Source organism: Stenotrophomonas sp. CCNWLW162, from assembly GCF_037203745.1.
Lineage (GTDB): Bacteria > Pseudomonadota > Gammaproteobacteria > Xanthomonadales > Xanthomonadaceae > Stenotrophomonas > Stenotrophomonas maltophilia_AQ.
The window spans coordinates 699,471-721,137 of record NZ_JBBCBL010000003.1 but is presented as its reverse complement, the minus strand read 5'-3'; the positions used below and the strand labels follow the sequence as shown (position 1 = coordinate 721,137).

Genomic DNA, 21,667 nt, shown 5'->3' with positions numbered 1-21,667 from the left:
CAGCAGGGGCGGCAGGTTCCCCTAGTTTACTCGCTGGCGATGCCGGGGCTGGCCTGTTCGGACTCGACCCCAGCCCTGGCCAGTTGCGCCCGTGCATGCTGGCGTTCGTCGATCACCGCGGTCATCAGCGCGCCGACGAAGAACACGGCGGTGGCGTAGTAGATCCAGACCAGCGAGATCACCAGCGCGCCCATCGAACCGTAGGCACTGCCCGGGGCCACGGTGGCGATGTAGACGCCGATGCCATAGCGGCCGAGGGTGAACAGCACCGAGGTGATGGCACCGCCGATGAAGGCCTGCCGCCAGGCCACGCGGCGGTCCGGCAGGTAGTGGTAGAGGAAGGCGAAGGCCAGCGTGTACAGCAGCAGCGAGGTGAGGTAGCCGATTGCCGGCAGTACCGAGGGCAGTTGCGCGAACACCACCTGCAGCGCAGTGGTGGCGGTCATCGACAGGATCAGCAGGAAGCCCAGTGCCAGCACCACGCCGAACGAGAACACGCGCTTGCGCAGCCAGGCCTTGATGCCTTCCAGACGCTGGCCGCTGGTGTGGAAGATCCGGTTCAGCGCGTTCTGCAGCTGGGCGAACACGGCGGTGGCGCCGATGAACAGCAGCAGCGTGCTCCACAGCCCGGCCAATGAACCGACGCTGGGCTGGCTGTTGGCGTTGTGCAGCACGGTGTCGGCAACACTGGCCACGCTGCTGCCGGCCACTGAACCGATCTGGCTGATCAGCGTCTGTTGTGCAGGTGGGTACAGCGAGGCGGTCAGCCACAGCAGCAGCACCAGCAGCGGTGCCATCGACAGCAGGGCGTAGAAGGAGACCGAGGCGGCCTGGGTCAGCACGTCGATTTCGACGAAGCGCTTGGCGACGGCCATCGGGAAGCTGTCCTGCAGGCGGTCAGCGTAGTGGCGAAGCCGTGCGGGAATGCCGTGGGGACGCGTGTCGGCGGGGGAGTGCGATTGCTCGACCATGGGGATGTTGTAGCAGCCGGGGGTCGAAGGTGCGGTGAAGCGGGGGCATCAATGGGGTCAGAACCCTTCCGCGATGCGAAAGGGATCCGACCCCGGCAATGGCTTACGCCAGCTGCTGCTTGACCAGCTTGGAGACCAGGCCCATGTCGGCCTGGCCAGCGAGCTTGGGCTTCAGTGCGCCCATCAGCTTGCCCATGTCGGCCGGACCGGAAGCGCCGGTTTCGGCGATGGCGGCCTGGATCGCGGCGACGATCTCGGCTTCGCCCATCTTGGCCGGGAGGTAGGCTTCGATGACCACGATCTCGGCGCGCTCGATCTCGGCCAGGTCTTCGCGGTTGGCGGCTTCGAACTGGCTGACCGAGTCCTTGCGCTGTTTGACCATCTTGTCGAGCACGGCGATCACGGCGGTGTCATCCAGCTCGATGCGCTCGTCCACTTCGCGCTGCTTGATGGCGGCGTTGATCAGGCGGATCACGCCCAGCTTGTGCTTCTCGCCCGCCTTCATGGCGGCCTTCATGTCTTCGGTGAGCTGCAGCTTCATGCTCATGAGGAACCTCGTGGTGGTGGTGGGGCGGGGCGGATGCCCGAACCCGGAAACGCAAAAAGCCGGCGACGCTCGCGCGTGCCGGCTTCGGCTCCATCGCGACAGGCAAGCCCATCGCAATGAAGATGCGTCCGATCAGTACAGGCGCTGACGCTTGGTAACGTCGCGCGACGAGCGGCGCAGCTGACGCTTCACAGCAGCGGCGGCCTTGCGCTTGCGCTCCTGGGTCGGCTTTTCGTAGAACTCGCGCTTGCGGGTTTCGGCCAGCACACCGGCCTTTTCGCAAGTGCGCTTGAAGCGGCGAAGAGCAAACTCGAAGGGCTCGTTCTCGCGGACTTTGACGCTGGGCATGGAATCTCCGGGACACAGTAGAACCGGGTCACGCCCGGCGAGCCGCACATTATAGCGGCGAATAGACAAACTGCAAGCGGCCAACCCTGAATACGGGCCAGAGGTTCGAAAGCAGTGAGACCTGCGCGTCCCCCGAGGGGGCGGCAGGGGCGTCATAATAGCAGGCATGCGAGTCCTTGGCATCGAATCTTCCTGTGATGAGACCGGCGTGGCGGTGTATGACACCGACCTGGCCGGCAGCGCGGCCCTGCGCGCCCATGCGGTCTACAGCCAGATCGCCCTGCACGCCGAATACGGTGGTGTGGTGCCCGAACTGGCCAGCCGCGACCACGTCCGCAAGCTGCTGCCGCTGGTGCGCCAGACCCTGGCCGAAGCCGGCCTGGGTGTAGGTGATATCGACGGCGTGGCCTATACGGCCGGTCCCGGCCTGGTTGGCGCGCTGCTGGTCGGTGCGGGTGTGGCCCGCTCGCTGGCCTGGGCGCTGGAGGTACCGGCGGTGGGCGTACACCATATGGAAGGCCACCTGCTGGCCCCGCTGATGGAAGACGACCCGCCGCAGGCGCCGTTCGTGGCGCTGCTGGTGTCCGGTGGCCATACCCAGCTGGTGGCGGTGGATGCGATCGGCCAGTACCGCCTTCTGGGCGAGACCCTGGACGATGCGGCCGGCGAGGCCTTCGACAAGACCGCCAAGATGATGGGCCTGCCCTATCCGGGCGGTCCGCAGCTGGCCAGGCTGGCCGAGCAGGGTACGCCGGGCGCCTACCGCTTCGCGCGGCCGATGACCGACCGCCCGGGGTTGGATTTCAGCTTCTCCGGCCTGAAGACCCAGGTCCTGATGGCCTGGCGCGACAGCGATCAGAGCGAACAGACCCGTGCCGACATCGCCCGCGGCTTTGAAGATGCCGTGGTCGAGACTCTGTCGATCAAGTGCGAGCGCGCGCTGGAAGCGGCCGGGACCAACGTGATCGTGGTGGCTGGCGGCGTCGGCGCCAACAAGCGCCTGCGCGCACGCCTGCAGCAGATGGCCGAGCGCCTTGGCGGCCGTGCCTGCTTCCCGCGGCCGGCGTTGTGCACCGACAACGGCGCGATGATCGCCTTCGCCGGCGCGCTGCGCCTGCAGGCCGGCCAGCACAGCCCGCCAAAGGTCGAGGTTACCCCGCGCTGGGACATGGCGACCCTGCCGGCGGTCTGAGCCCGTAGCGCCGGGCCACGCCCGGCGAACACATTACGGACGCCCTGCCAACGGCGACGCCGCCAACACCGTTGTCGCCCGCTCATGGCGCTGCAGCCAGCCCAGCGTATGCGGGCAGCGGGCATGGATCAGCCGCCCGATCGCGGCCAGGTCGGCGCCGATGTCGCGCTCGAGGATGGGCTCGTGGTGCGCGATGCGGTTGCGCAGGAGGCGGATGCGCCCGATGTCTGCGTGGATGTTCGTGCGAACCACGCTGAGAGCATTCTGTGGCGCGTTCGGCAACGCAATCTTCAAGCCCCGCGTCCAGATGGCTCCCTCGAAGCGCCGCGTGAAAAGCTGCTGCCAGAACGCGAAGCGAAGGCTGGCGATGATCTCCTGAGTGTCCATCCGACGATCTGCCTGTCTATGGATATCCTGCAAGGCCGACAACGCGCCATCTGCTGGCATCCGCTGCAGCAGTGCAGGATGCCAAGGCCAGCGCGGCCCATAGGCATGCGCCAGCGCCGCGGCCACCGCGTTGCGGATTACGATTTCACAGACGTGCAGGGGGGATAGCAGCGCGCCGCACATCTGCATGTTCCATACGTAAAGCGAGGCGGCATCCAAAGAGTGCCGGTCCGCGATACGTTTGTACGTCGCCCATCGTGGGCGTGACAGCGCTGCCTGCAGTATTCGTTGCTCTCTCATCAAATACGGACCACATGGCGGATCACCAGCCTGCGCTGGTTGCCGCTGGCGTGATATCGGGCAACGCCGCTGCGTCAGACAGCAGAATTCCTCTATCACCTTGAGCTTCCACCAACATGTCGCGACTGACTCTGGACCGTAGAGGGAATGAACGTCATGATCTGCATCGTGTGCTCCGGGACTCGCGGCTGGATTCCAGCTCCCCCCGGGGACGTTGAGAGGTACCAAAGGGCCCCGCTAGCAGGGCCCTTTGTCTTTTCTGGAGCCGCGTCCCTACCGGCCACCCGCCGCCCGTTCCGGGCAGGCTCACCGCCGTGCCGTTACCATGGCCCCCTGTATTCGGGCTGGTAAGCGCAATGGACAAGGTTTTCATCGAGGGGCTGACGATCGACGCCCTGATCGGCATCTACGATTGGGAACGACGGATCCGCCAGGACCTGGTGTTCGACCTGGAAATGGGCTTCGACAACCGTCGTCCTGCGGCCTCCGACGACATCGCTCACACCCTGAACTACAAGGCGGTCAGCAAGCGCCTGGAGCAGTTCGTGCGTGAGTCGGAATTCGGCCTGGTCGAAACCCTGGCCGAGCGCTGCGCGCAGATCGTGCTGGACGAATTCGACGTGAAGTGGCTGCGCCTGAAGCTGAGCAAGCCGGGCGCGGTGCGTGGCGCGCGCGCGGTCGGCGTGATCATCGAACGCACGCGGGACTGATCCGGTAGTGCCGGCCGCTGGCCGGCAACCTCAACGGCAATGACGAAGGAGACAACTGATGGTGGACGCGGTGGTGGCGGTACAGTGGCTGGAACGGCTGCAGAACACACTGGAACCCTATCCTGGCGCCTACCTGGCGTTGATGATCTCGGCGCTGCTGATCGCAGCCGGCCTGGCCAACTGGGTGACCAAGCGCATCCTGGTGCGTGGCCTGCGGCGCCTGCTGCAGCGCCTGCCGGGCGCCGAGTCCGGGCGTGGCAGCCACCTGATGCGGGTCATCTCGCGCCTGTCCAACGTGGTACCCAGCCAGGTGATCGCCTCGGGCATCACCCTCATCCCCGACCTGCCGCCCGGCCTGGTCAACGTGATCATCAAGCTGTGCATCGTGTGGGCCGTGCTGACGGTCTCGATGGCGTTTTCGCATGCGCTGGACGCGGCCAACAGCCTGTACGAGCGCAAGCCCGATGCGCGCAACAAGCCGATCAAGGGCTACCTGCAGGTGGTCAAGATCGTGGTGTTCGTGGCCGCCGGCCTGTCCATCATCGCGACCCTGCTGGGGGTGAAGCTGGGCCCGCTGGTGACCGGCCTGGGCGCGGCTACGGCGGTGCTGATGCTGATCTTCCAGGACACCATCCTGTCGCTGGTGGCCAGCGTGCAGATCAGTGGCGATGGCCGCGTGCGCATCGGCGACTGGATCGAGATGCCCAGCCAGAACGCCGACGGCGATGTGATCGATATCGCGCTGCACACCATCACCGTGCAGAACTTCGACAAGACCATCACCACCATCCCGACCAAGAAGCTGGTGACCGAGTCGTTCAAGAACTGGCGCGGCATGCAGGAGGCCGGTGGCCGCCGCATCAAGCGCGCGCTGTACCTGGACCAGCACAGCGTCGGCTTCCTGGACGAGGGCGACCTGGCCTTCCTCGGCCAGTTCGCGCTGCTGCGTGATTACCTGCAGGAGAAGGAGCAGGAGTTGGGGCAGTGGAACGGGCGCCTGCGCGAGCAGGGCGTGGCCGAGGTCAACAGCCGTCGGGTGACCAACCTGGGTACCTTCCGTGCCTATGTGGAACGGTATCTGCGCAGCCACCCGGGCATCCATACCGACATGACCCTGCTGGTACGGCAGTTGCAGCCGACCACCGAAGGCCTGCCGCTGGAGCTGTACTGCTTCACCCGCAGCACCGCCTGGGGTGAATACGAGGCGGTGCAGTCGGACATCTTCGACCACCTGCTGGCGATCCTGCCGGCCTTCGGCCTGCGGGTGTTCCAGGCCTCCAGCGACGCCATGTTGATGGCCGGGCAGCGCCAGTTGGCCGGCTCGGAGTAAGCTGCGATGCCTCCGGCGGGGCCATACGGACCCCGCTGGTGGCTGAAACTGAATGAAAAAACCTCTCGCCAAATCGCCCGGGATCGCTAGAATGCCGGGCTTGTAAACGTTTTCATCAAGGACTGCCGGTGGCCTCCGATCGCATCGAATCCCTCATTGCCCAGATGACCGTCGAGGAAAAGGTCGGCCAGCTGGGTGTCTTCGCGGACATGGTCCGCCCGTTCGCCCCGGACGTGAACCCGGAAGCCAACGTGCGCAATGCCGACCAGGTGCTGCAGCAGGTGCGCGAGGGCAAGGTCGGCTCGCTGTTCAATGGTGTGGGCGCCGAGCTGGGCCGCCGCATCCAGCAGGTCGCCACCGAAGAGAGCCGCCTGGGCATCCCGGTGATCCTGGCTGCTGACGTCATCCACGGCATGCGCACCGTGTTCCCGATTCCGCTGGGCGAGGCCGCCAGCTTCGAGCCGGACCTGGCCGAGCGCACCGCGCGCGCCACCGCCGTCGAAGCCACTGCCGCCGGCCTGCACTGGACCTACGCACCGGCCGTGGACATCGCCCGCGACCAGCGCTGGGGCCGTGGTGCCGAAGGTGCCGGTGAGGACGTGGTGCTGGGCTGTGCATTCGCCGCCGCCCGCGTGCGCGGCTTCCAGGGCAGCGACCTGCGCGCCGACGATTCGCTGCTGGCCACGCCCAAGCACTTCGCCGCCTACGGCGCGGTGATGGCCGGCATGGAATACAACATGGTGGACATCTCGCCGCAGACCCTGCGCGACGTGCACCTGCCGCCGTTCAAGGCGGCCTTCGACGCTGGCGCGATCACCGTGATGTCCTCGTTCAACGACATCAACGGCGTGCCGGCCAGCGCCAACGCCGAGCTGCTGACCGACATCCTGCGCGGTGAATGGAAGTTCCCGGGCGTGGTGATCTCCGACTACACCGCCGACATGGAACTGGTCGCGCACGGCTATGCCGCCGATGACCGCGATGCCACCGCCAAGGCGTTCACCGCTGGCCTGGATCTGAGCATGCAGAGCGGCTTCTATGCCGAACACCTGCCGGGCCTGGTCGAGAGCGGCGAGGTGCCGATGGCGGTGCTGGATGAAGGCGTGCGCCGCATCCTGTGGCTGAAGGAAACCATCGGCCTGTTCGACGACCCGTACCGTTCGCTGGACCTAGCGCGCGAAGCCGACACCTCGCACATCGCCGCGCATGACGAACTGTCGCGCGATGCGGCGCGCCGTTCGATCGTGCTGCTGAACAACCGCGACAACGTGCTGCCGTTGCAGAAGACCGGGCAGAAGATCGCCCTGATCGGCCCGTTCGTGCAGGACCGCGAAAACATCGAGGGCTGCTGGACGCTGTTTGGCGACAAGCAGCGTTACGTGGACCTGGAAACCGGCGTGCGTGCCGCCATCAGCGACGAAGCGCTGCTGGAGATCGTGCCAGGCTGCGAACTGGAAGTGGCCATCCCCGGTGGCACCGAAGCGGCCGTGGCCGCTGCGCTGCGCGCCGACGTGGTGGTGCTGGCGCTGGGCGAGCCGCAGCGTTACAGCGGCGAAGCGCAGTCGCGCGTCGAGATCACCCTGCCGCCGGCACAGCAGGCGCTGGCCGAGGCCGTGGCGATGACTGGCAAGCCGCTGGTGGTGCTGCTGCGCAATGGCCGCGCGCTGGCCCTGCAGGGCGCCGTGCGTAATGCGCAGGCGGTGGCGGTGACCTGGTACCTGGGCACGCAGACCGGCCATGCCGTGGCCGATGTGCTGTTCGGCGATTACAGCCCATCGGGCCGCCTCCCGGTCAGCTTCCCGCAGGTGTCGGGCCAGCAGCCGTACTTCTACAACCACCCGCGTACCGGTCGGCCGGAACTGCCGACCATGTCGGAGTTCAAGGCGCGCTGGCGCGAGATTCCGAACGAGCCGCTGTATCCGTTCGGGCATGGCATCGGCTACACCACCTTCGCCTACGGCGCGCCGCAGCTGAGCGCAGCCCAGCTGGGCTGGGATGAGACCCTGACCCTCACCACCACGCTGACCAACAGCGGTGATGTGGCCGGTGAAGAAGTGGTGCAGCTGTACATCCACGACCGCGTGGCCAGCCGCGTGCGTCCGGTGCGCGAGCTGAAGGACTTCCGCAAGGTGGCACTGCAGCCGGGCGAGTCCACCGAGGTGGTGTTCACCCTGACCCGCGAGCAGTTGGCGTTCACCGGCCGCGATGGCGTGCTGCGTGCCGAGCCGGGCCTGTTCGACGTGTGGGTGTGCGCGTCTTCGGCCGCCGGTGAAGCGGTGCAGTTCGAGCTGCTGAAGGGCTGATCGCGGGGTGGTAGCGCCGGGTCATGCCCGGCGTCCTCACCCATGGCAAACACGCCGGGCATGGCCCGGCGCTACCATCGGCATCCTTGAACCGATGGATGCCCGCGCATGCGCATGATCGCTGTGTTGATTCCCGCCCTGTTGCTGGCGGCCTGTTCGCAGCCGGCGCCGCCGGCCGAGCCTGCGGTGGATGCACCGCCGCCGATGGAGGCCCGTGCTGCAGCGACGCCTGCGGCTGAACCTGCCAAGCCTGCCGCCGACCCCGCCTCAACTGCACCCACCGCTATGGATGAGCCTGCGGCGGATGCGCGTGCGCGCATTGAAACCCTGCTCGGCGATGCCGCGCAGTACGAGAAGGTGTTCAACACGTTCAAGACCGCGGTGATCGGCGGTGATCGCGCTGCCGTGGTCGAGGAAGTGCGCTTCCCGTTGAACATCAGCGGTGGAAAGAAGATCACCGGTCCCGGTGAGTTCCAGCGCAACTACGAGAAGATCATCACCCCGGCGGTGGTCAAGGCGGTGTCCGAGCAGGACTTCAGCAAGGTCTTCGTCAACCAGCAGGGCGTGATGATCGGCGATGGGCAGGTGTGGTTGAACGGCCAGTGCCTGGACCAGGCCTGCACGAAGACCGAGGTGAAGGTCATCACCATTCAATGAACGCAGACGGCCCCGCGTGCGGGGCCGTTGCAGACAAACGTGCCGGCCAGCGGCCGGCACTACCACCCTGTCAGGTCTTCGGGGTGAGCTTCAGCAGACGCGCCTTGTTGCCGTCTTCCAGCAGCCACAGTGCGCCATCCGGGCCCTGTTCCACTTCACGGATGCGTTCGCCCATGTTGAAGCGTTCGGCTTCGCGCGCGCTGTCGCCATCGAAGGCCACACGTACCAGCGAGGTGGATGACAGGCCGCCGATGAAGCCGCTGCCCTTCCACTGCGGGAACAGGTTGCCGCTGTAGATGACGAAGCCGGCCGGCGAGATCACCGGCGTCCAGGTCACCTTCGGGGCGGCGAATTCCGGGCGGGTGCTGTGGTCGGGAATCGGGCGGCCGTCGTAATGGTCACCATTGGAGACGATCGGGTAGCCGTAGTTGGCGCCGCGCACGATCAGGTTCAGTTCGTCGCCACCGGCCGGGCCCATCTCGTGCGCCCACAGCTTGCCGTTGGCGTCGAAGGCCATGCCGAGGATGTTGCGGTGGCCCAGCGACCACACCTGCGCGGCAACACCGCCCTGCGAGGCGAACGGGTTGTCGGCGGGCAGGCTGCCGTCGTCGTTGAGGCGGATGATCTTGCCGAGATTGCCGCCCATGTCCTGTGCCGGATCGAACTTCTGCCGTTCACTGGAGCTGATCCACAGCTTGCCGTCCGGGCCGAAGACGAGGCGGTGGCCGTAGTGGCCTTCGCCGCTGACCTTGGGCGTCTGTCGCCAGATCACCTTCAGGTCCTTCAGCTCACCGCCACCCTTGGCATCCAGCGCCAGCGTGGCGCGTGCGACGGCAGCGCCACGGGTGTCCAGCGTGCCCTCTTCGGCATAGCTGAAGTAAATGACGTGGTTGCGGGCGAACTGCGGATGCAGGATCACATCGCCGAAACCGCCCTGGCCACCGTAGGCGACCTTGGGCACACCGGTGATTTCATGCTTCTGGCCACTGGCCAGGTCCAGATGCTGCAGCTTGCCGCGCTTTTCGGTCACCAGCAGGCTGCCATCGGGCAGGAACGTCATTGCCCACGGCTGGTCGAAACGACTGATTTCGGTGGCGGTGAACGGTCGCTGGTCGGCAGCGTCTGTGCTGGCGGCGGCAGCCTTCTGCCCACTGGCATCGGGGCCGGCGGCACTGCAGGCCGTGGTGGCGAGGATCGGCAACAGGCCGAGGGCGAGCAGCAGGGGCGTGCGGGTCATGGGTATCTCCAGCGGAAGGGGATGCGGATGGCCAGGCTCTCCCTTGTATACCACCGGGGCGGTGACGGTCCTGGCCCGAAGGTCCTGTTTCCCCCTGTGCGGCGGCGGCGGGATCGTCTAGGGTGGGTTCGCCCGGGCAAAGCATGCCCGCCTGACTGCAAGGAACCGCAATGAACGCACCGATCATCCATCGACCCTCGCCGGCCTTCATTGCCGCCTCCTGGGTGGCCCTGCTGCTCGGCGCGGTGGCCTACCTGGTAGGCCTGTTCAATGCGGAGATGCCGCTGAACGAGAAGGGCTACTACCTAACCCTGCTCCTGTTTGGCCTGTTCGCAGCGGTGTCGCTGCAGAAGAGCGTGCGCGACCGTGTCGAGGGAATTCCGGTGAGTGGCCTGTATTACGCGCTGTGCTGGTTCGCATTGCTGTCTGCGCTGCTGCTGCTTCTGGTTGGCCTGTGGAACGCGACTCTGGTGCTGAGCGAGAAGGGCTTCTATGGCATGGCCTTCGCGCTGTCGCTGTTCGGCGCGGTGGCGGTGCAGAAGAACACTCGTGATCTGATCGCCGCCGGTGACGGTGAAAGCAAGCGCAGTGCGGGCGTGCCGCCGCTGCCGGAACAGGATTGACAAACGACCGGTAGCGCCGGGCCATGCCCGGCGCTACCGGCATCCGATCAAGTCAGGTGCCGCGAGGCACGCCCTTGTCCAGCCGCTGGTCGAGATTGATCGCTTCCTCCCAGCCTCGGCGTACGGCATTGCGGGCCTGCGCCCACTCCAGCCGGCTCTTGCCACGTTCGCTGGCCCAGCGTGATTCCAGTTCGCCTTCCATTTCCTCGTAGGCGCGGATCATGTCCTGCGCGCGGGCCGAGTGGCCAATACGGTAGGCTGGTTCGTAGTCGTCGAAGAACAGCTGATCGTCATAGTACGGTTCAGAGGTGTAGCGCTCGCGCCAGTAGTTGCTGACCGCGTCGCGCGGGGTGCTGTCGTCCGGCACGCGGCCGGGAATCTGGTAGTCGGTCATGGAAGGGCTCCGTGGTGGACGAAGCCTGATCGTGCCTGCGCGGCGGTTAACGGCCCGGTCCGGCAGCGTGATCGTCAGATCAATCCGCCGGGCATGGCCCGGCGCTACCGATCACCCGGCGTCGGCATCCTTTCGCGGCAACTTGTAGATCACCGCGCCGATGGCGAAGGCGACCAGCGCGGCGGCGATGTTCTGCCAGCTGGCACTGGCGAACAGGGCCAGGCACAGCAGCAGCGCCAGCACCGGAATCAGCGGGCCACCGGGCAGCTTCAGCGCACCGGGGCGGTCGGCGTAGCGTTTGGCCAACACCAGTACTGCGGCGGCAGTACCGATGTAGGCGAACAGGCGCGTGGTCATCGACAGCAGCGCCAGCTGCACGAATGACCCCGACAGCGCCAGCCCGAGCGCGATCAGGCCCTGGCACAGGATCGATGCGGCCGGTGTATGGAAGCGCGGATGCACCTGCGCCAGGATCTTCGGCCCGTAGCCATCGCGCGCCAGCGCGAACAGGAAGCGCGGGCCCATCATCATCGTGTTGCTGTTGGTGCCGAGGATGGAAATGGTCGCGCCCACGGTCAGGATCAGCGCGAGTGCCTCACCACCGAAGCCGGCGGCGGCGTCAGCCAGCGGCGTGGCCGAGCTGGACAGCCCGGCCAGCGTGCCCTGCGCCACCACCTGCACCGCTCCATAGATGACGGTGACGGTGATGATCATGGTGATCAGTGCGAACGGAATATCGCGGCGTGGGTTGCGGTACTCGCCGGCCGCAGCCGGGATGTTCTCGAAGCCCGCGTAGGCGTACAGCAGCAGCAAGGCGGCTTCACCCATGCGCTGCAGGTCGTGCGGGTCCGGGCGCTGGCCGGAGAACACCAGCTGCGGATCGATGTAGAACGCGCCGATGGCCACGAACAGCAGCAGCGGCAGCATCTTGCCGATCACCAGCACCACGCCGGTCCGCGCGGCCGAGCGCACGCCGATGATGTTGACGCCGGTGAGGAAACCCAGCGATACCACGATCACCGCGATGCGGCCCATGCCGGCGTCGGCCCACGGCCAGAAGCGTGCCACCGCATCGGCCAGCGCGTTGCTCAATGCGGCCGCCGAGCTGATGCGGGTCAGCCAGATCATCCAGCCGATCTCGAACCCGGCGAAACGGCCGAACGCCTCGCGGGCATACAGGTAGCTGCCACCGGGCTCATCGAAGTAGCTGGCGGCCTGCGCATAGCACAGCACCAGCAACGCAACGACGATGCCGGCGGCGACCACGCCCCACAGGCTGAAGGGGCCGAGCAGGGCGACGGTGGCGGCCGGCAACAGGTAGATGCCGCTGCCGATCACGTCGTTGATCGACAGGCCGACGATCTGCCAGCGGCTGACCGCGCGCTGCAGCTGCGGTTCGTCCGGGGTGCTCAACGGGCGTCTCCGCTCAGTGCGGGCAGCTGCCACTGTGCCTGCAGGCGCTTGTACTCGGCGCGCGGCAGCAGCACGAAGCGCGGCGTATCCTGCGGCCGCAGCCAGTCCAGCAGCGCCTGCATGCGCGGCTGCGGCATGGCGGTGCAGCCAGCCGTGGCCTCACCGGGCGCGCGCCACAGATGGGCGAAGATGCAGCTGCCCTTGCCGGGCTGGTTGTCCGGGTTGTGGGCAATCACGAAGCCTTCCTGGTAACGCACGTCGCCCTTGTTGTGCAGGTCCAGCCGCATCGGCTCGGTGGAGCCCTTGATCGCGGCGCTGCCGACCTTCTTCGCATCGACGATGCGGTTGTAGAACGGTGAACCGGGCACATCCATGCAGTAGCTGCTTTCGAGCATGGGTTGGTAGGCCATCGCGGTGCCGGGACGGGTGATGGCATAGCCGAAGGCGCTGCCGAGCGCGAACACGCCGGCCGGGCTGCGGCCATCGCCTTCCTGCTTCTGCGGGCCTTCGCCCTGTGCCGGATGCAGGCCCAGGCCCCACGCGCTGCCGGTACGGCCGAGCGCGACCGGGAAGGCTTGCCCGTGCGCGTGCCAGCCCTTGCCGTCGCGTACATAGGCCTGCAGCTGCCCCTGGGTGCTGTCCCAGTTGTCGCTGGTAACCACGATCAGCTGGCGTGCACCATCGAGCGGCGCGGCGTGGACGGACACCGCAGCGGCAAGCAGCAGCGCAGTGGTGGCGAGGCGGGCCAGCGATTTCATCAACGTGCGCTCCGGTCAGGAATCCAGCAGGTGGTCGATCCGCTCCAGGTTCACCGCCAGTTGCTGCTGGCGGTCCGGATTGGCGTGGCAGAGCAGCACGAACAGGAAATCGAGCAGCGCGTGCATGGCGCTACGGTACAGCAGCTGCGCGACCTGCGGCGTCCGGTCGTGCGCGCACATCGCCAGCGCGGCATCAGCATGCGCGCGCAGCGGGTTGGCGGTGTGGCGGGTAATGGAAATCACCTTGCCGCCCATGTCCTGGAACTGCCGCGACAGCTGCGAGAGCTGGGGCAGGTTGCCGAACTCGGAGAACATCAACAGCGCGTCACCCGGGCGTGCCGCTGACAGATTGGCCAGCATCAGGATCGGGTCGGTATGTGGCACCACCAGCAGCCCGAGCAGCGACAGCCGCATGGCGAACTCACGCGCGTACAGGCCGTCATCACCCAGGCCGTACACGAACAGCTTCGGTGCCCCATCGAGCAGCTGCACGATGCGCTCTATCTCCTCTCGGGGATTGGCCTGGCGGGTTTCCTCCTCGGCCAGAGCCTTGCTGCGGCGCAGGGCGTCGCCCAGGCGCAGGTAGTCATCGCCGCTGTCGGGTTCGCTGGGCGCCTGTTGCGGGTCGGCACCCGCGCGGGCCACGTCCTGGCCGATCGAATACTTCAGGTCCGGGTAGCCCTTGAAGCCGAGTTTCTGGCTGAACTTGACCACGCTGGACTGGCTGATGCCCAGCGCGCTGGCCAGCTGCTGCGAGGAGTAATCGCGCAGCAGGTGAGCGTTGTCGAGAATGAAATCGGCGATGCGGCGCTCGATGGCCGACATCTGCCCGCGCTCGGAGCGGATCTTCAGCAGGGGCGGCATGCGGGGCGTCCGGGCATGTGTAGGCGCGTTGCGGTTGGCTGCGTAGAGCTTGTCATGGAGTGGGTCGGGCGGGTGCCAGCCGCGAAGGGTGTACGGAGCGGGGCAAAAGCAGGAGCAAGGGCATCCACCCATGGCGTGGCTCTACCCGGAGCTGCTGTTGAGTCCGCCTTCAAGCGAGCCGAGCACCGCAGGTCCGGCGAGGGCGAAGAGGCGCGGGTGTCTGAGCGCAGCGAGTTCCGCGCTGTCCCTCGGCGGCCCGAGGAGCGCAGGGCACCGACGTGCGCAGCACGTCGGCTCGCGGCCGGCGGAGCGTTTCTTTTGGTTACTTTTCTTTCCGCAGAAAGAAAAGTAACGCCCGACCAAGCATCAGCCGTAGACACTGCTTGCAGCGGTGCTCCGATCAACCCAGCATCTCCAGCCCCCGCACTTCGGTGATACCCAGCCCCGGCACGTCGCTGATGCTGATCTCCGATTCGTTGAAATGCACGCCGCCGCTGACCGGGTCGAACTGGCCCAGCGATGGGCCGTCGAGGTCGACCTTGGTGATCACATCGCTCTTGGCCACGGCCAGATGCACCGCGGCGGCCACGCTGATGCTCGATTCGATCATGCAGCCGATCATGCACGGCACGCCGTAGATGCCGGCAATATCGGCGATGCGGATCGCGTTGGACAGGCCACCGGTCTTCATCAGCTTGATGTTGATGATGTCGGCCGCGCGCTGCTGGATCAGGTCCATCACCTGGCTCGGGCTGAACACGCTTTCGTCGGCCATCACCGGCGTGTTGACGCGGTCGGTGACGTACTTCAGGCCGCTGATGTCGGCCGCCTTTACCGGCTGCTCCAGCAGTTCCAGCACCACGCCGGCTTCTTCCAGCGTGCGCATTGCGTGCACGGCCTGCTTGGCGGTCCAGCCCTGGTTGGCGTCCAGGCGAAGCAGGGCGCGGCCTTCCACGGCGGCATGGATCGCCTTGACCCGCTCGATGTCCACGCCGATGTCCTTGCCGACCTTGATCTTCAGCGACTCGAAGCCGCGTTCGATCGCCGACAGCGAGTCAGCCACCATCTTGTCGATGTAGTCCACGCTGATGGTGATGTCGGTGGTGATCACCGGGTCACCGCCACCCAGCATCTGGTACAGGGGCGCGCCATGCAGCTGTGCCCACAGGTCGTACAGCGCGATCTCCACCGCCGCCTTGGCACTGCTGTTGCGCTCCATCGCGGTCTGCACCAACGTGCATAGATGGTTGAGGTTGACCACGTCCTGGCCGATCAGGCGCGGGGCGATGAAGTGCCGGATCGCTTCGATGATCGAGCCGTGGGTGTCACCGGTGATCACCGCAGTGGCCGGCGCTTCGCCGTAGCCGGTGTGGCCGGTATCGGTGCGGATCAGCACCACCACGTCTTCCACGGTTTCCACCGTGCGCAGGGCGGTCTTGAACGGTGTTTTCAGCGGCACGCGCAGCATGCCCAGTTCGATGGCAGTGATCTTCATTCAGGGGGTCTTGGCACGCAGGCGTTGGATGTTGGTGATGCGGTCGATGTAGCGGACGCTGTCGCTGGCCATCATCGGCTCCAGCGGGGTGACCGAAACACCATTGAGATGGGCCTGCACGCGCTTGCCGTCGGCACCGAACCAGCTGCCGCCCGCGGTATCGTGGATCACCCAGGTGCGGCCGTCGACGTGGCCGATGGCCATCATCACGTGGCCGGGGATGTAGACCAGGTCGCCCACCTGCAGGTCGGTAACGGCGCGGTCGCGCACGGCCTTGCCGTCCTTGGTGGTGAACGGCAAGCGGTCCAGCGCCGGGCTGACCGCTTGCGCGCTGGTATTGCGCGGCAGCAGCACGCCGAAGCTGCGGTAGATCTCGGAAACGAAACCGCTGCAGTCGCGGGTGTCGTAGTCGTGGCCCCAGCCGTAGCGTTCACCGAGGAATTTGAAGGCCTGCTGCAACAGCAGGCGCGGGGTCAGCGGCAGGTAGTCGGCGGCGGTGTCCTGCGAACGCGGCAGCAGGGCCGGCACCAGCTTCAACCGGCCATCGCTTTCGCGTACCGGCAGCTGCACCACCCACGAGGCGTGCGCCTGTTGCCCGTTCACCGGTTTGGCGGCGGGCCAGCCGGCCAACACCGGAAGGCGCACGCCCATGTCCAGCTGCAGGCGCGAGACACGCGGTTCTTCCGGGGTGTAGGTGGTCTGTGCGGTGGCGCCGGTGACGATCCGGTACGGCCCCTTCGCGCCGTAGCCGAGCACGGTGGCCTTGTCGCCGCTGGCGATGGTGTCGGCCTCGATCCACGCGCTGTAGCGTTCGCTGTGCACGAACAGCCAACGGCCATCGGCGCTGCGATGGACCACGGCGACTTTGTCGCCGGGGAACAGTGCCGATTCCTGGAAGCGGTCGATGTCGGTGTCGCCGACGGTGCTGAAGACGCGCTCGCGGGTGGGGAAGGTGCGCAGTGCGGCGCGCTTCACCACCAGCCCGTATTGCGGTGTCGTCTGCGCGGGAATGGACTGCAGGCCCAGATTGGCTTCGATTGCGCTGCGCAGTGCTGGGGTGATGGCCTGGCCCTTGTCGTTGTACAGAGTGCGGGTGGGCCAGCTCGACAGCGCGGTGATGCTGCCGCGCACCGCCGCCGCATCAAGCTGTGCGGGCAGCACGGCGATGTCCTGGATGTGGCTGTCCTGCGCCCGCATCCGCGCGTTCTGGGCGTCGATCTGCGTGCGGTCGAGGACCGGGGTGTCGGCGTTCTCGAGCCGTGCTGCCCAGTAGTCCGGCGTGAGGTAGGCCTCGTGCAGGCCGATCACATAGGGCAGCGGCGCGCCGGGATCAGGCGTCGGGGCAGCGAGTGCGAAGGCCGGGGCGGCCAGCACGCACAGGGCCAGGGTCAACCGGCGCGGCCAGTGCCAGCGCGGTTCGCGGGAAGCCAGGATCATGCGCTGCACACCCTCCTCGAATGCCTGTTGGAATATTTATTCCTTTCGGCGTCGAAAGCAAGAATAAATTATTGACCGGTCTCCCGGCCCGTGTTACACAGCCGTTACCACCCGCGCTTGGGAAGTGTCGCTGTGGATCCTGCCGTTCGCAAACTGCGTCTGCCTGCTGCTGCCGGCCTGAGTGCCGCGCTGCTGCTGTGCGCGTGGTCCGCAGCAGCGCAGCCACCGCCGTCGGCCACGCAGTTCGCGCAGTTGGTGCAGCTGATCGATGTCGGGCGGTTCTCCGAAGCCGGCAGCGAACTGGATACCTGGTCGGCTGCTGACGCAGCCGAGCCTGGCGTCAGCGAACAGGACATCGCCTTCCAGCAGGAGCGCATGCGGCGAATCCGCCTGGATTTCTCCTTGGACCAAGCCGCTGCCAAGGCGGCGGTGCGGCGCTGGATTCCCGACCTGACTGACGAAGAATTCGCACGCTGGGACCAGCTTGGCCTGATCGAACATCTCGATATCGACGGCACGCGCTGGTACTTCAAACGCGCACCGTCGAACCTGTTCCTGCTCAGCGACGAAGCGCGCGCACGCCGCCGCGCGGATGCGCCCATGCCGGCGCCCGGCCCGAACGAAGTGCTCAATGCACACCATGCGCGCGTGATCGCGGCGGCAGAACAGAGTGGCCAGGCCTCGGTGCTGCCGCAGCGCATCGAATTCACCCAGTCGCTGACGGTCAAGGCCGATGCGGTGCCTGCCGGCGAAATGGTTCGAGCGTGGATTCCATACCCGCGCGAAATTCCTGGCCAGCAGGAGCAGGTGCAGTGGCTGGGCAGCACCCCCGGCAGGGCGCGCGTGGCACCGGCCAGCACGCAGCAGCGCACCGCCTATCTGGAAGCAAAGGCGGTGGCTGGGCAGCCGATGCGCTTCGAGATCCGCTACGCGCTGACGATCTTCGCGCGCCACACCGCGATCGATCCGGCCAAGGTGCAGCCGACACCGGCCGACCCGGCACTGAAACCCTACCTGTCCGAGCAGCTGCCGCATGTGCGCTTCACCCCGGCGCTGAAGCTGTTTTCCGACCAGGTGTTGCAGGGTGAAACACGCCCATACGAAGTGGTGCGCAGGCTGTTCGCCGCGGTCGATCGCATTCCGTGGGCCGGCGCGCGCGAATACTCCACCATCAGCAACATCAGCGATTACGCACTGCGCGCCGGCCATGCCGACTGCGGACAACAAACCTTGCTGCTGATCACGCTGCTGCGCATGAACGGCATTCCCGCGCGCTGGCAGTCGGGCATGGTGTTCTCCGACGATGGCAGCGGCTACAACAACCTGCATGACTGGGGGCAGGTCTACCTGGCGCCGTATGGCTGGCTGCCGATGGACGTGACCACTGGTGCGCTGGCCAGCGATACGCCCGCCCTGCGTGATTTCTACCTCGGTGGCCTCGACGGCTACCGCATCGCCTTCAACGACGATTTCGGCCAGGCCCTGGTGCCGGCCAAGCAGTACTACCGCTCGGAAACGGTCGACTCGCAGCGCGGCGAGGCCGAGTGGTCAGGCGGCAACCTGTACTTCGACCAATGGAACTACGACTTCCAGTGGCGGGTACTGCCAGCCGGGCAACGCTAGCGCGACACACCACCCACACCACCATTCAATTCTTGCAGGAGAGAGCAGGGGATGAAGGCTTACACCATCAAGCGGGCGGCCTTGTGCATCGCCCTCGGCACGTGCCTGGCAACACTGGCACCCAGCGCACTGGCACAGGATGGTGCCGTGGTCGGTCGCCTTACCAGCGACGCCGGCAGCGTACCCGCAGGCGCCACGGTCACCGTACGCAATCCAGCAACCGGCTTTGTGCGTTCCGTGCAGGCCGACAGCAAGGGCAGCTACCGTATCCCGCTGCTGCCGGTCGGCACCTACGACATGGAGGTGAGCCTGCCGGGCGGCGCGGCCAGCCGCGTGGGCCAGGTTACGGTCGGCCTGGGCAGTGCAACCACGGTGAACGTGCCGCTGGGTGCGGTCAGCACGCTGGGCACGGTCGAGGTGCGCGCTCCGCAGGTAGTGTCGATGGTGGACGTGAAGTCCACCGAATCAGCCACCAACATCACCCGCGAGGAACTGGCGCGGTTGCCGGTGGATCGTGACATCACCGCAGTGGCGCTGCTGGCGCCTGGCGCAGTGAAGGGCAAGGGCTCACTGGGCGGCCAGGGCATCTCATTCGGCGGCTCGTCGGTGGCCGAGAACACGGTCTACATCAACGGCCTGAACGTCACCGATTTCTACAACCGGGTCGGCTTCTCGTCAGTGCCGTTTGCCTTCTACCAGGAATTCCAGGTCAAGACCGGCGGTTACTCGGTGGAGTTCGGGCGCAGCACCGGCGGCGTGATCAATGCTGTTACCCGCTCGGGCAGCAACGAGTTCAAGGCGGGCGCCGAGCTGGTGTTCGAACCGCGCGCGTGGCAATCGCAGGCACGCGATCGTTATGACAGCACCGGCAGCCGCTACATCAGTGCTCGCCAGGACGACTACAGCCGCAGTGCGCTGAACGTGTTCGCCTCCGGCGCGCTGGTGCAGGACAAGCTGTTCTTCTTCGGCATGTACGAAGCCCGTGACTATCGGCCGAAATCCACCAACGATGCCGGCACGTTCCTCAACCAGGGCAAGGCCGATGAACCCTTCTGGGGCGGCAAGCTGGACTGGCAGATCACCGACAACCAGATGCTGTCGCTGTTCGGCTTCTCCGACCGCAACAAGACCCTCACCGATGTCTATCGCTACGACTACGGCAGCGGCGACATCATCGGTGAGCGCAGCAACCAGGTCGTCAATACCGTGGGCGGAAAGAACTGGTCGGGCACCTACAGCTGGCAGGTCAACAACGATCTGACCATGAAGCTGATGTATGGCGAGAACAAGCGCAACCGCGTGCAGAGCTCGCTGATGGACGACAACTGCAACCGCGTGTTCGACAACCGCACCGCGGCCGACGGCATTCCGCCCAGCCTTCAGGGTGACCGCAGCTGCACCAGCAGCTCGCAGCTGGAATCGGCGCTGGATACGCGCAAGGCGGCCCGCGCCGACTTTGAATGGTCCATCGGCAATCACCTGCTGCGCTTCGGCCTGGATCGCGAGGAGAATACCTCCGACTACGAGCGCGCTTATCCTGGCCCCGGTGGCCTGCGCTATGACATCTACTACCGCACGCCGGGCAGCCCGCTCAATGGCGGTACGGTACCGGCCAGCGGCCTGGTGGCACGCACGCGCCGCTATGAAGTGGCCGGCTCGTTCGAGACCATCAACTCGGCGTATTACCTGGAAGACAACTGGCAGGTCACCCCGAACTTCCTGCTCAACATCGGTGCACGGGTGGAGAGCTTTGACAACAAGGGTGGCGACGGCGACAGCTACATCAAGATCGACAACATGGTCGCGCCGCGTCTGGGCTTCTCGTGGGATGTGCGTGGCGATGGCACCACCAAGGTGTTCGGCAACCTGGGCCGCTACTACCTGCCGGTGGCCAACGTCATCAACATCAAGCAGGCCGGCGGCTTCCTCGATGAGCGCACCTGGTATGAGTTCCTGGGCTACACCGGTGCCAGCAACAACATTCCCAACCTGGGCGCGCAGATCGGCCCGGTCGACAACTCGCAGGGCGATGGCAGCGTGCCGGACCTGCGTGCGGAAGTGAACCGCGACATGGACCCGGTCTACCAGGATGAAGCCATCCTGGGTTTCCAGCACATGCTGAGCGCGTCGTGGTCGGTTGCCGCCAGTGTCACCTACCGGCGCCTGCACAACGCCATCGATGACATGAACATCACTGCTACCGGTCAGTGTGGTGCGATCGACGGCGTGTGGATCATGGGCAATCCGGGGCGCACCAACAGGGTGTGGGGCGATACCAACTGCGATGGCAGCAACGATGGCTGGATCGACATCGATACCTCCAAGGAAGGCTGGGCGTTGTACGACGACGATGGCAACTACGTGGGACAGCGCGGCTGGGTGAAGCCCAAGCGTGACTACAAGGCGCTGGAGCTGCAGGTCGACCGGGCCTGGGACGGCAAGTGGGGCTTCAATGCGTCGTACACCCTGGCTTATGGCCGCGGTAACGCCGAAGGACCGGTGAATTCGGATACCGACTTTGCTGATGCCGGCCGCACCGAGAACTTCGACAACCCGTGGGTCAACTACCGGGGCTACGGCTACCTGGCCAACGACCGTCGCCACCAGTTCAAGTTCCGTGGCAGCTACGCGTTGACCGAGAACCTGAGCGTGGCCGCGACCCTGGGCGTGCAGTCGGGCAGCCCGATCACCCGCTTCGGCGCCGGCAACCCGTTCGACGACACCGACTTCCACAGCTACTACGTGTGCGTGTCCAACTGCCAGTCGACGGTGCCGTCCGAGCGCGTCTTCGTGCATTCGCCGCGCGGTGGCGACGGCCGCACGCCGTGGACCTACGACCTCGATGTGAGCGTGTCCTACAAGGTGCCGATTCCCACCGATCTTCGTCTGAAGCTGGCGGTGTACAACGTACTGAACCAGCAGCGCGTGGTCACGGTGGACCAGGATTACGAGCCGCAGGACAGCATCGGCACGCCCAATCCGATGTATGGCTACGGTACCGGCTTCCAGTCGCCGCGCTATGCGCAGCTGACCGTGACCTGGGCCTACTGAGCTGAGGTCCCGGAGATCAAGGCGCCC

Annotated in this window: 19 protein-coding genes; 8 read left to right on the top strand and 11 right to left on the bottom strand. The window is 66.2% G+C overall.

The features are described from left to right. Positions 1 to 26: 26 nt before the first annotated feature. The 3 genes from V9K93_RS12045 to rpsU form a co-directional block, all read right to left on the bottom strand. Complete coding sequence (locus V9K93_RS12045; protein WP_046983890.1) at positions 27 to 971, bottom strand: YihY/virulence factor BrkB family protein; 945 nt, start codon at positions 969 to 971, stop codon at positions 27 to 29. 103 nt (positions 972 to 1,074) lie between these two features. After that, positions 1,075 to 1,518, bottom strand: a complete 444-nt coding sequence (locus V9K93_RS12040; protein WP_046983889.1) for a GatB/YqeY domain-containing protein — start codon at positions 1,516 to 1,518, stop codon at positions 1,075 to 1,077. A 132-nt stretch (positions 1,519 to 1,650) separates the two neighbouring features. Beyond that, complete coding sequence (gene rpsU / locus V9K93_RS12035) at positions 1,651 to 1,866, bottom strand: 30S ribosomal protein S21 (RefSeq protein WP_002808376.1); 216 nt, start codon at positions 1,864 to 1,866, stop codon at positions 1,651 to 1,653. 166 nt (positions 1,867 to 2,032) lie between these two features. Here rpsU and tsaD point away from each other — a divergent pair, with 166 nt between their 5' ends. Continuing rightward, positions 2,033 to 3,058 carry a tRNA (adenosine(37)-N6)-threonylcarbamoyltransferase complex transferase subunit TsaD gene (gene tsaD, locus V9K93_RS12030; protein WP_004138714.1) on the top strand — a complete coding sequence of 342 codons (1,026 nt, stop codon included), beginning with the start codon at positions 2,033 to 2,035 and terminating at the stop codon, positions 3,056 to 3,058. A gap of 33 nt (positions 3,059 to 3,091) precedes the next feature. Here tsaD and V9K93_RS12025 read toward each other — a convergent pair whose 3' ends face one another. After that, positions 3,092 to 3,745, bottom strand: a complete 654-nt coding sequence (locus V9K93_RS12025) for a hypothetical protein (protein ID WP_136639634.1) — start codon at positions 3,743 to 3,745, stop codon at positions 3,092 to 3,094. A 356-nt stretch (positions 3,746 to 4,101) separates the two neighbouring features. Between V9K93_RS12025 and folB the strand changes: the two genes are divergently transcribed. The 4 genes from folB (at position 4,102) to V9K93_RS12005 (ending at position 8,745) form a co-directional block, all read left to right on the top strand. Then, a complete protein-coding gene (folB, locus tag V9K93_RS12020) occupies positions 4,102 to 4,455 on the top strand; it encodes a dihydroneopterin aldolase (RefSeq protein WP_046983887.1) in 354 nt (117 codons plus the stop codon). 58 nt (positions 4,456 to 4,513) lie between these two features. After that, complete coding sequence (locus V9K93_RS12015; protein WP_046983886.1) at positions 4,514 to 5,785, top strand: mechanosensitive ion channel family protein; 1,272 nt, start codon at positions 4,514 to 4,516, stop codon at positions 5,783 to 5,785. 128 nt (positions 5,786 to 5,913) lie between these two features. After that, positions 5,914 to 8,088, top strand: coding sequence for a glycoside hydrolase family 3 N-terminal domain-containing protein (locus V9K93_RS12010; RefSeq protein WP_337302616.1), 2,175 nt, complete (start codon positions 5,914 to 5,916; stop codon positions 8,086 to 8,088). Positions 8,089 to 8,196: 108 nt separating this feature from the next. Further along, positions 8,197 to 8,745 (top strand): hypothetical protein, encoded by a 549-nt coding sequence (locus tag V9K93_RS12005; RefSeq protein WP_337302615.1) that lies wholly within the window; start codon positions 8,197 to 8,199, stop codon positions 8,743 to 8,745. 70 nt (positions 8,746 to 8,815) lie between these two features. Here the strand turns inward: V9K93_RS12005 and V9K93_RS12000 are convergent, their stop codons facing one another. Further along, entirely contained in the window at positions 8,816 to 9,982 is a 1,167-nt protein-coding gene (locus V9K93_RS12000) for a PQQ-dependent sugar dehydrogenase (protein WP_136639637.1), read from the bottom strand. Positions 9,983 to 10,152: 170 nt separating this feature from the next. Here V9K93_RS12000 and yiaA point away from each other — a divergent pair, with 170 nt between their 5' ends. After that, a complete protein-coding gene (yiaA, locus tag V9K93_RS11995; protein WP_046983882.1) occupies positions 10,153 to 10,605 on the top strand; it encodes an inner membrane protein YiaA in 453 nt (150 codons plus the stop codon). 52 nt (positions 10,606 to 10,657) lie between these two features. On the opposite strand, the gene V9K93_RS11990 is transcribed toward yiaA, so the two are convergent. From V9K93_RS11990 to V9K93_RS11965, 6 genes are all read right to left on the bottom strand, one after another. Next, a complete protein-coding gene (locus V9K93_RS11990; RefSeq protein ID WP_004139052.1) occupies positions 10,658 to 10,999 on the bottom strand; it encodes a hypothetical protein in 342 nt (113 codons plus the stop codon). A 111-nt stretch (positions 11,000 to 11,110) separates the two neighbouring features. Next, positions 11,111 to 12,412 (bottom strand): APC family permease, encoded by a 1,302-nt coding sequence (locus V9K93_RS11985; protein ID WP_337302614.1) that lies wholly within the window; start codon positions 12,410 to 12,412, stop codon positions 11,111 to 11,113. Further along, positions 12,409 to 13,170, bottom strand: a complete 762-nt coding sequence (locus tag V9K93_RS11980) for a L,D-transpeptidase family protein (RefSeq protein ID WP_337302613.1) — start codon at positions 13,168 to 13,170, stop codon at positions 12,409 to 12,411. Before V9K93_RS11980 ends, V9K93_RS11985 begins: the two co-directional genes overlap by 4 nt. Positions 13,171 to 13,185: 15 nt before the next feature. Continuing rightward, a complete protein-coding gene (locus V9K93_RS11975) occupies positions 13,186 to 14,034 on the bottom strand; it encodes a MurR/RpiR family transcriptional regulator (RefSeq protein WP_337302612.1) in 849 nt (282 codons plus the stop codon). 400 nt (positions 14,035 to 14,434) lie between these two features. Further along, positions 14,435 to 15,529 carry a dipeptide epimerase gene (locus V9K93_RS11970; protein WP_337302611.1) on the bottom strand — a complete coding sequence of 365 codons (1,095 nt, stop codon included), beginning with the start codon at positions 15,527 to 15,529 and terminating at the stop codon, positions 14,435 to 14,437. Then, positions 15,530 to 16,966 carry a C40 family peptidase gene (locus tag V9K93_RS11965; RefSeq protein WP_337302610.1) on the bottom strand — a complete coding sequence of 479 codons (1,437 nt, stop codon included), beginning with the start codon at positions 16,964 to 16,966 and terminating at the stop codon, positions 15,530 to 15,532. It lies immediately after the preceding gene. 132 nt (positions 16,967 to 17,098) lie between these two features. On the opposite strand from V9K93_RS11965, the gene V9K93_RS11960 reads away from it, so the two are divergent. Next, positions 17,099 to 18,589: a transglutaminase-like domain-containing protein gene (locus tag V9K93_RS11960; protein WP_337302609.1), complete on the top strand. Its 1,491-nt coding sequence runs from the start codon at positions 17,099 to 17,101 to the stop codon at positions 18,587 to 18,589. Between the two features lie 51 nt (positions 18,590 to 18,640). Continuing rightward, positions 18,641 to 21,640, top strand: coding sequence for a TonB-dependent receptor (locus V9K93_RS11955; RefSeq protein ID WP_337302608.1), 3,000 nt, complete (start codon positions 18,641 to 18,643; stop codon positions 21,638 to 21,640). Positions 21,641 to 21,667 lie beyond the last annotated feature (27 nt).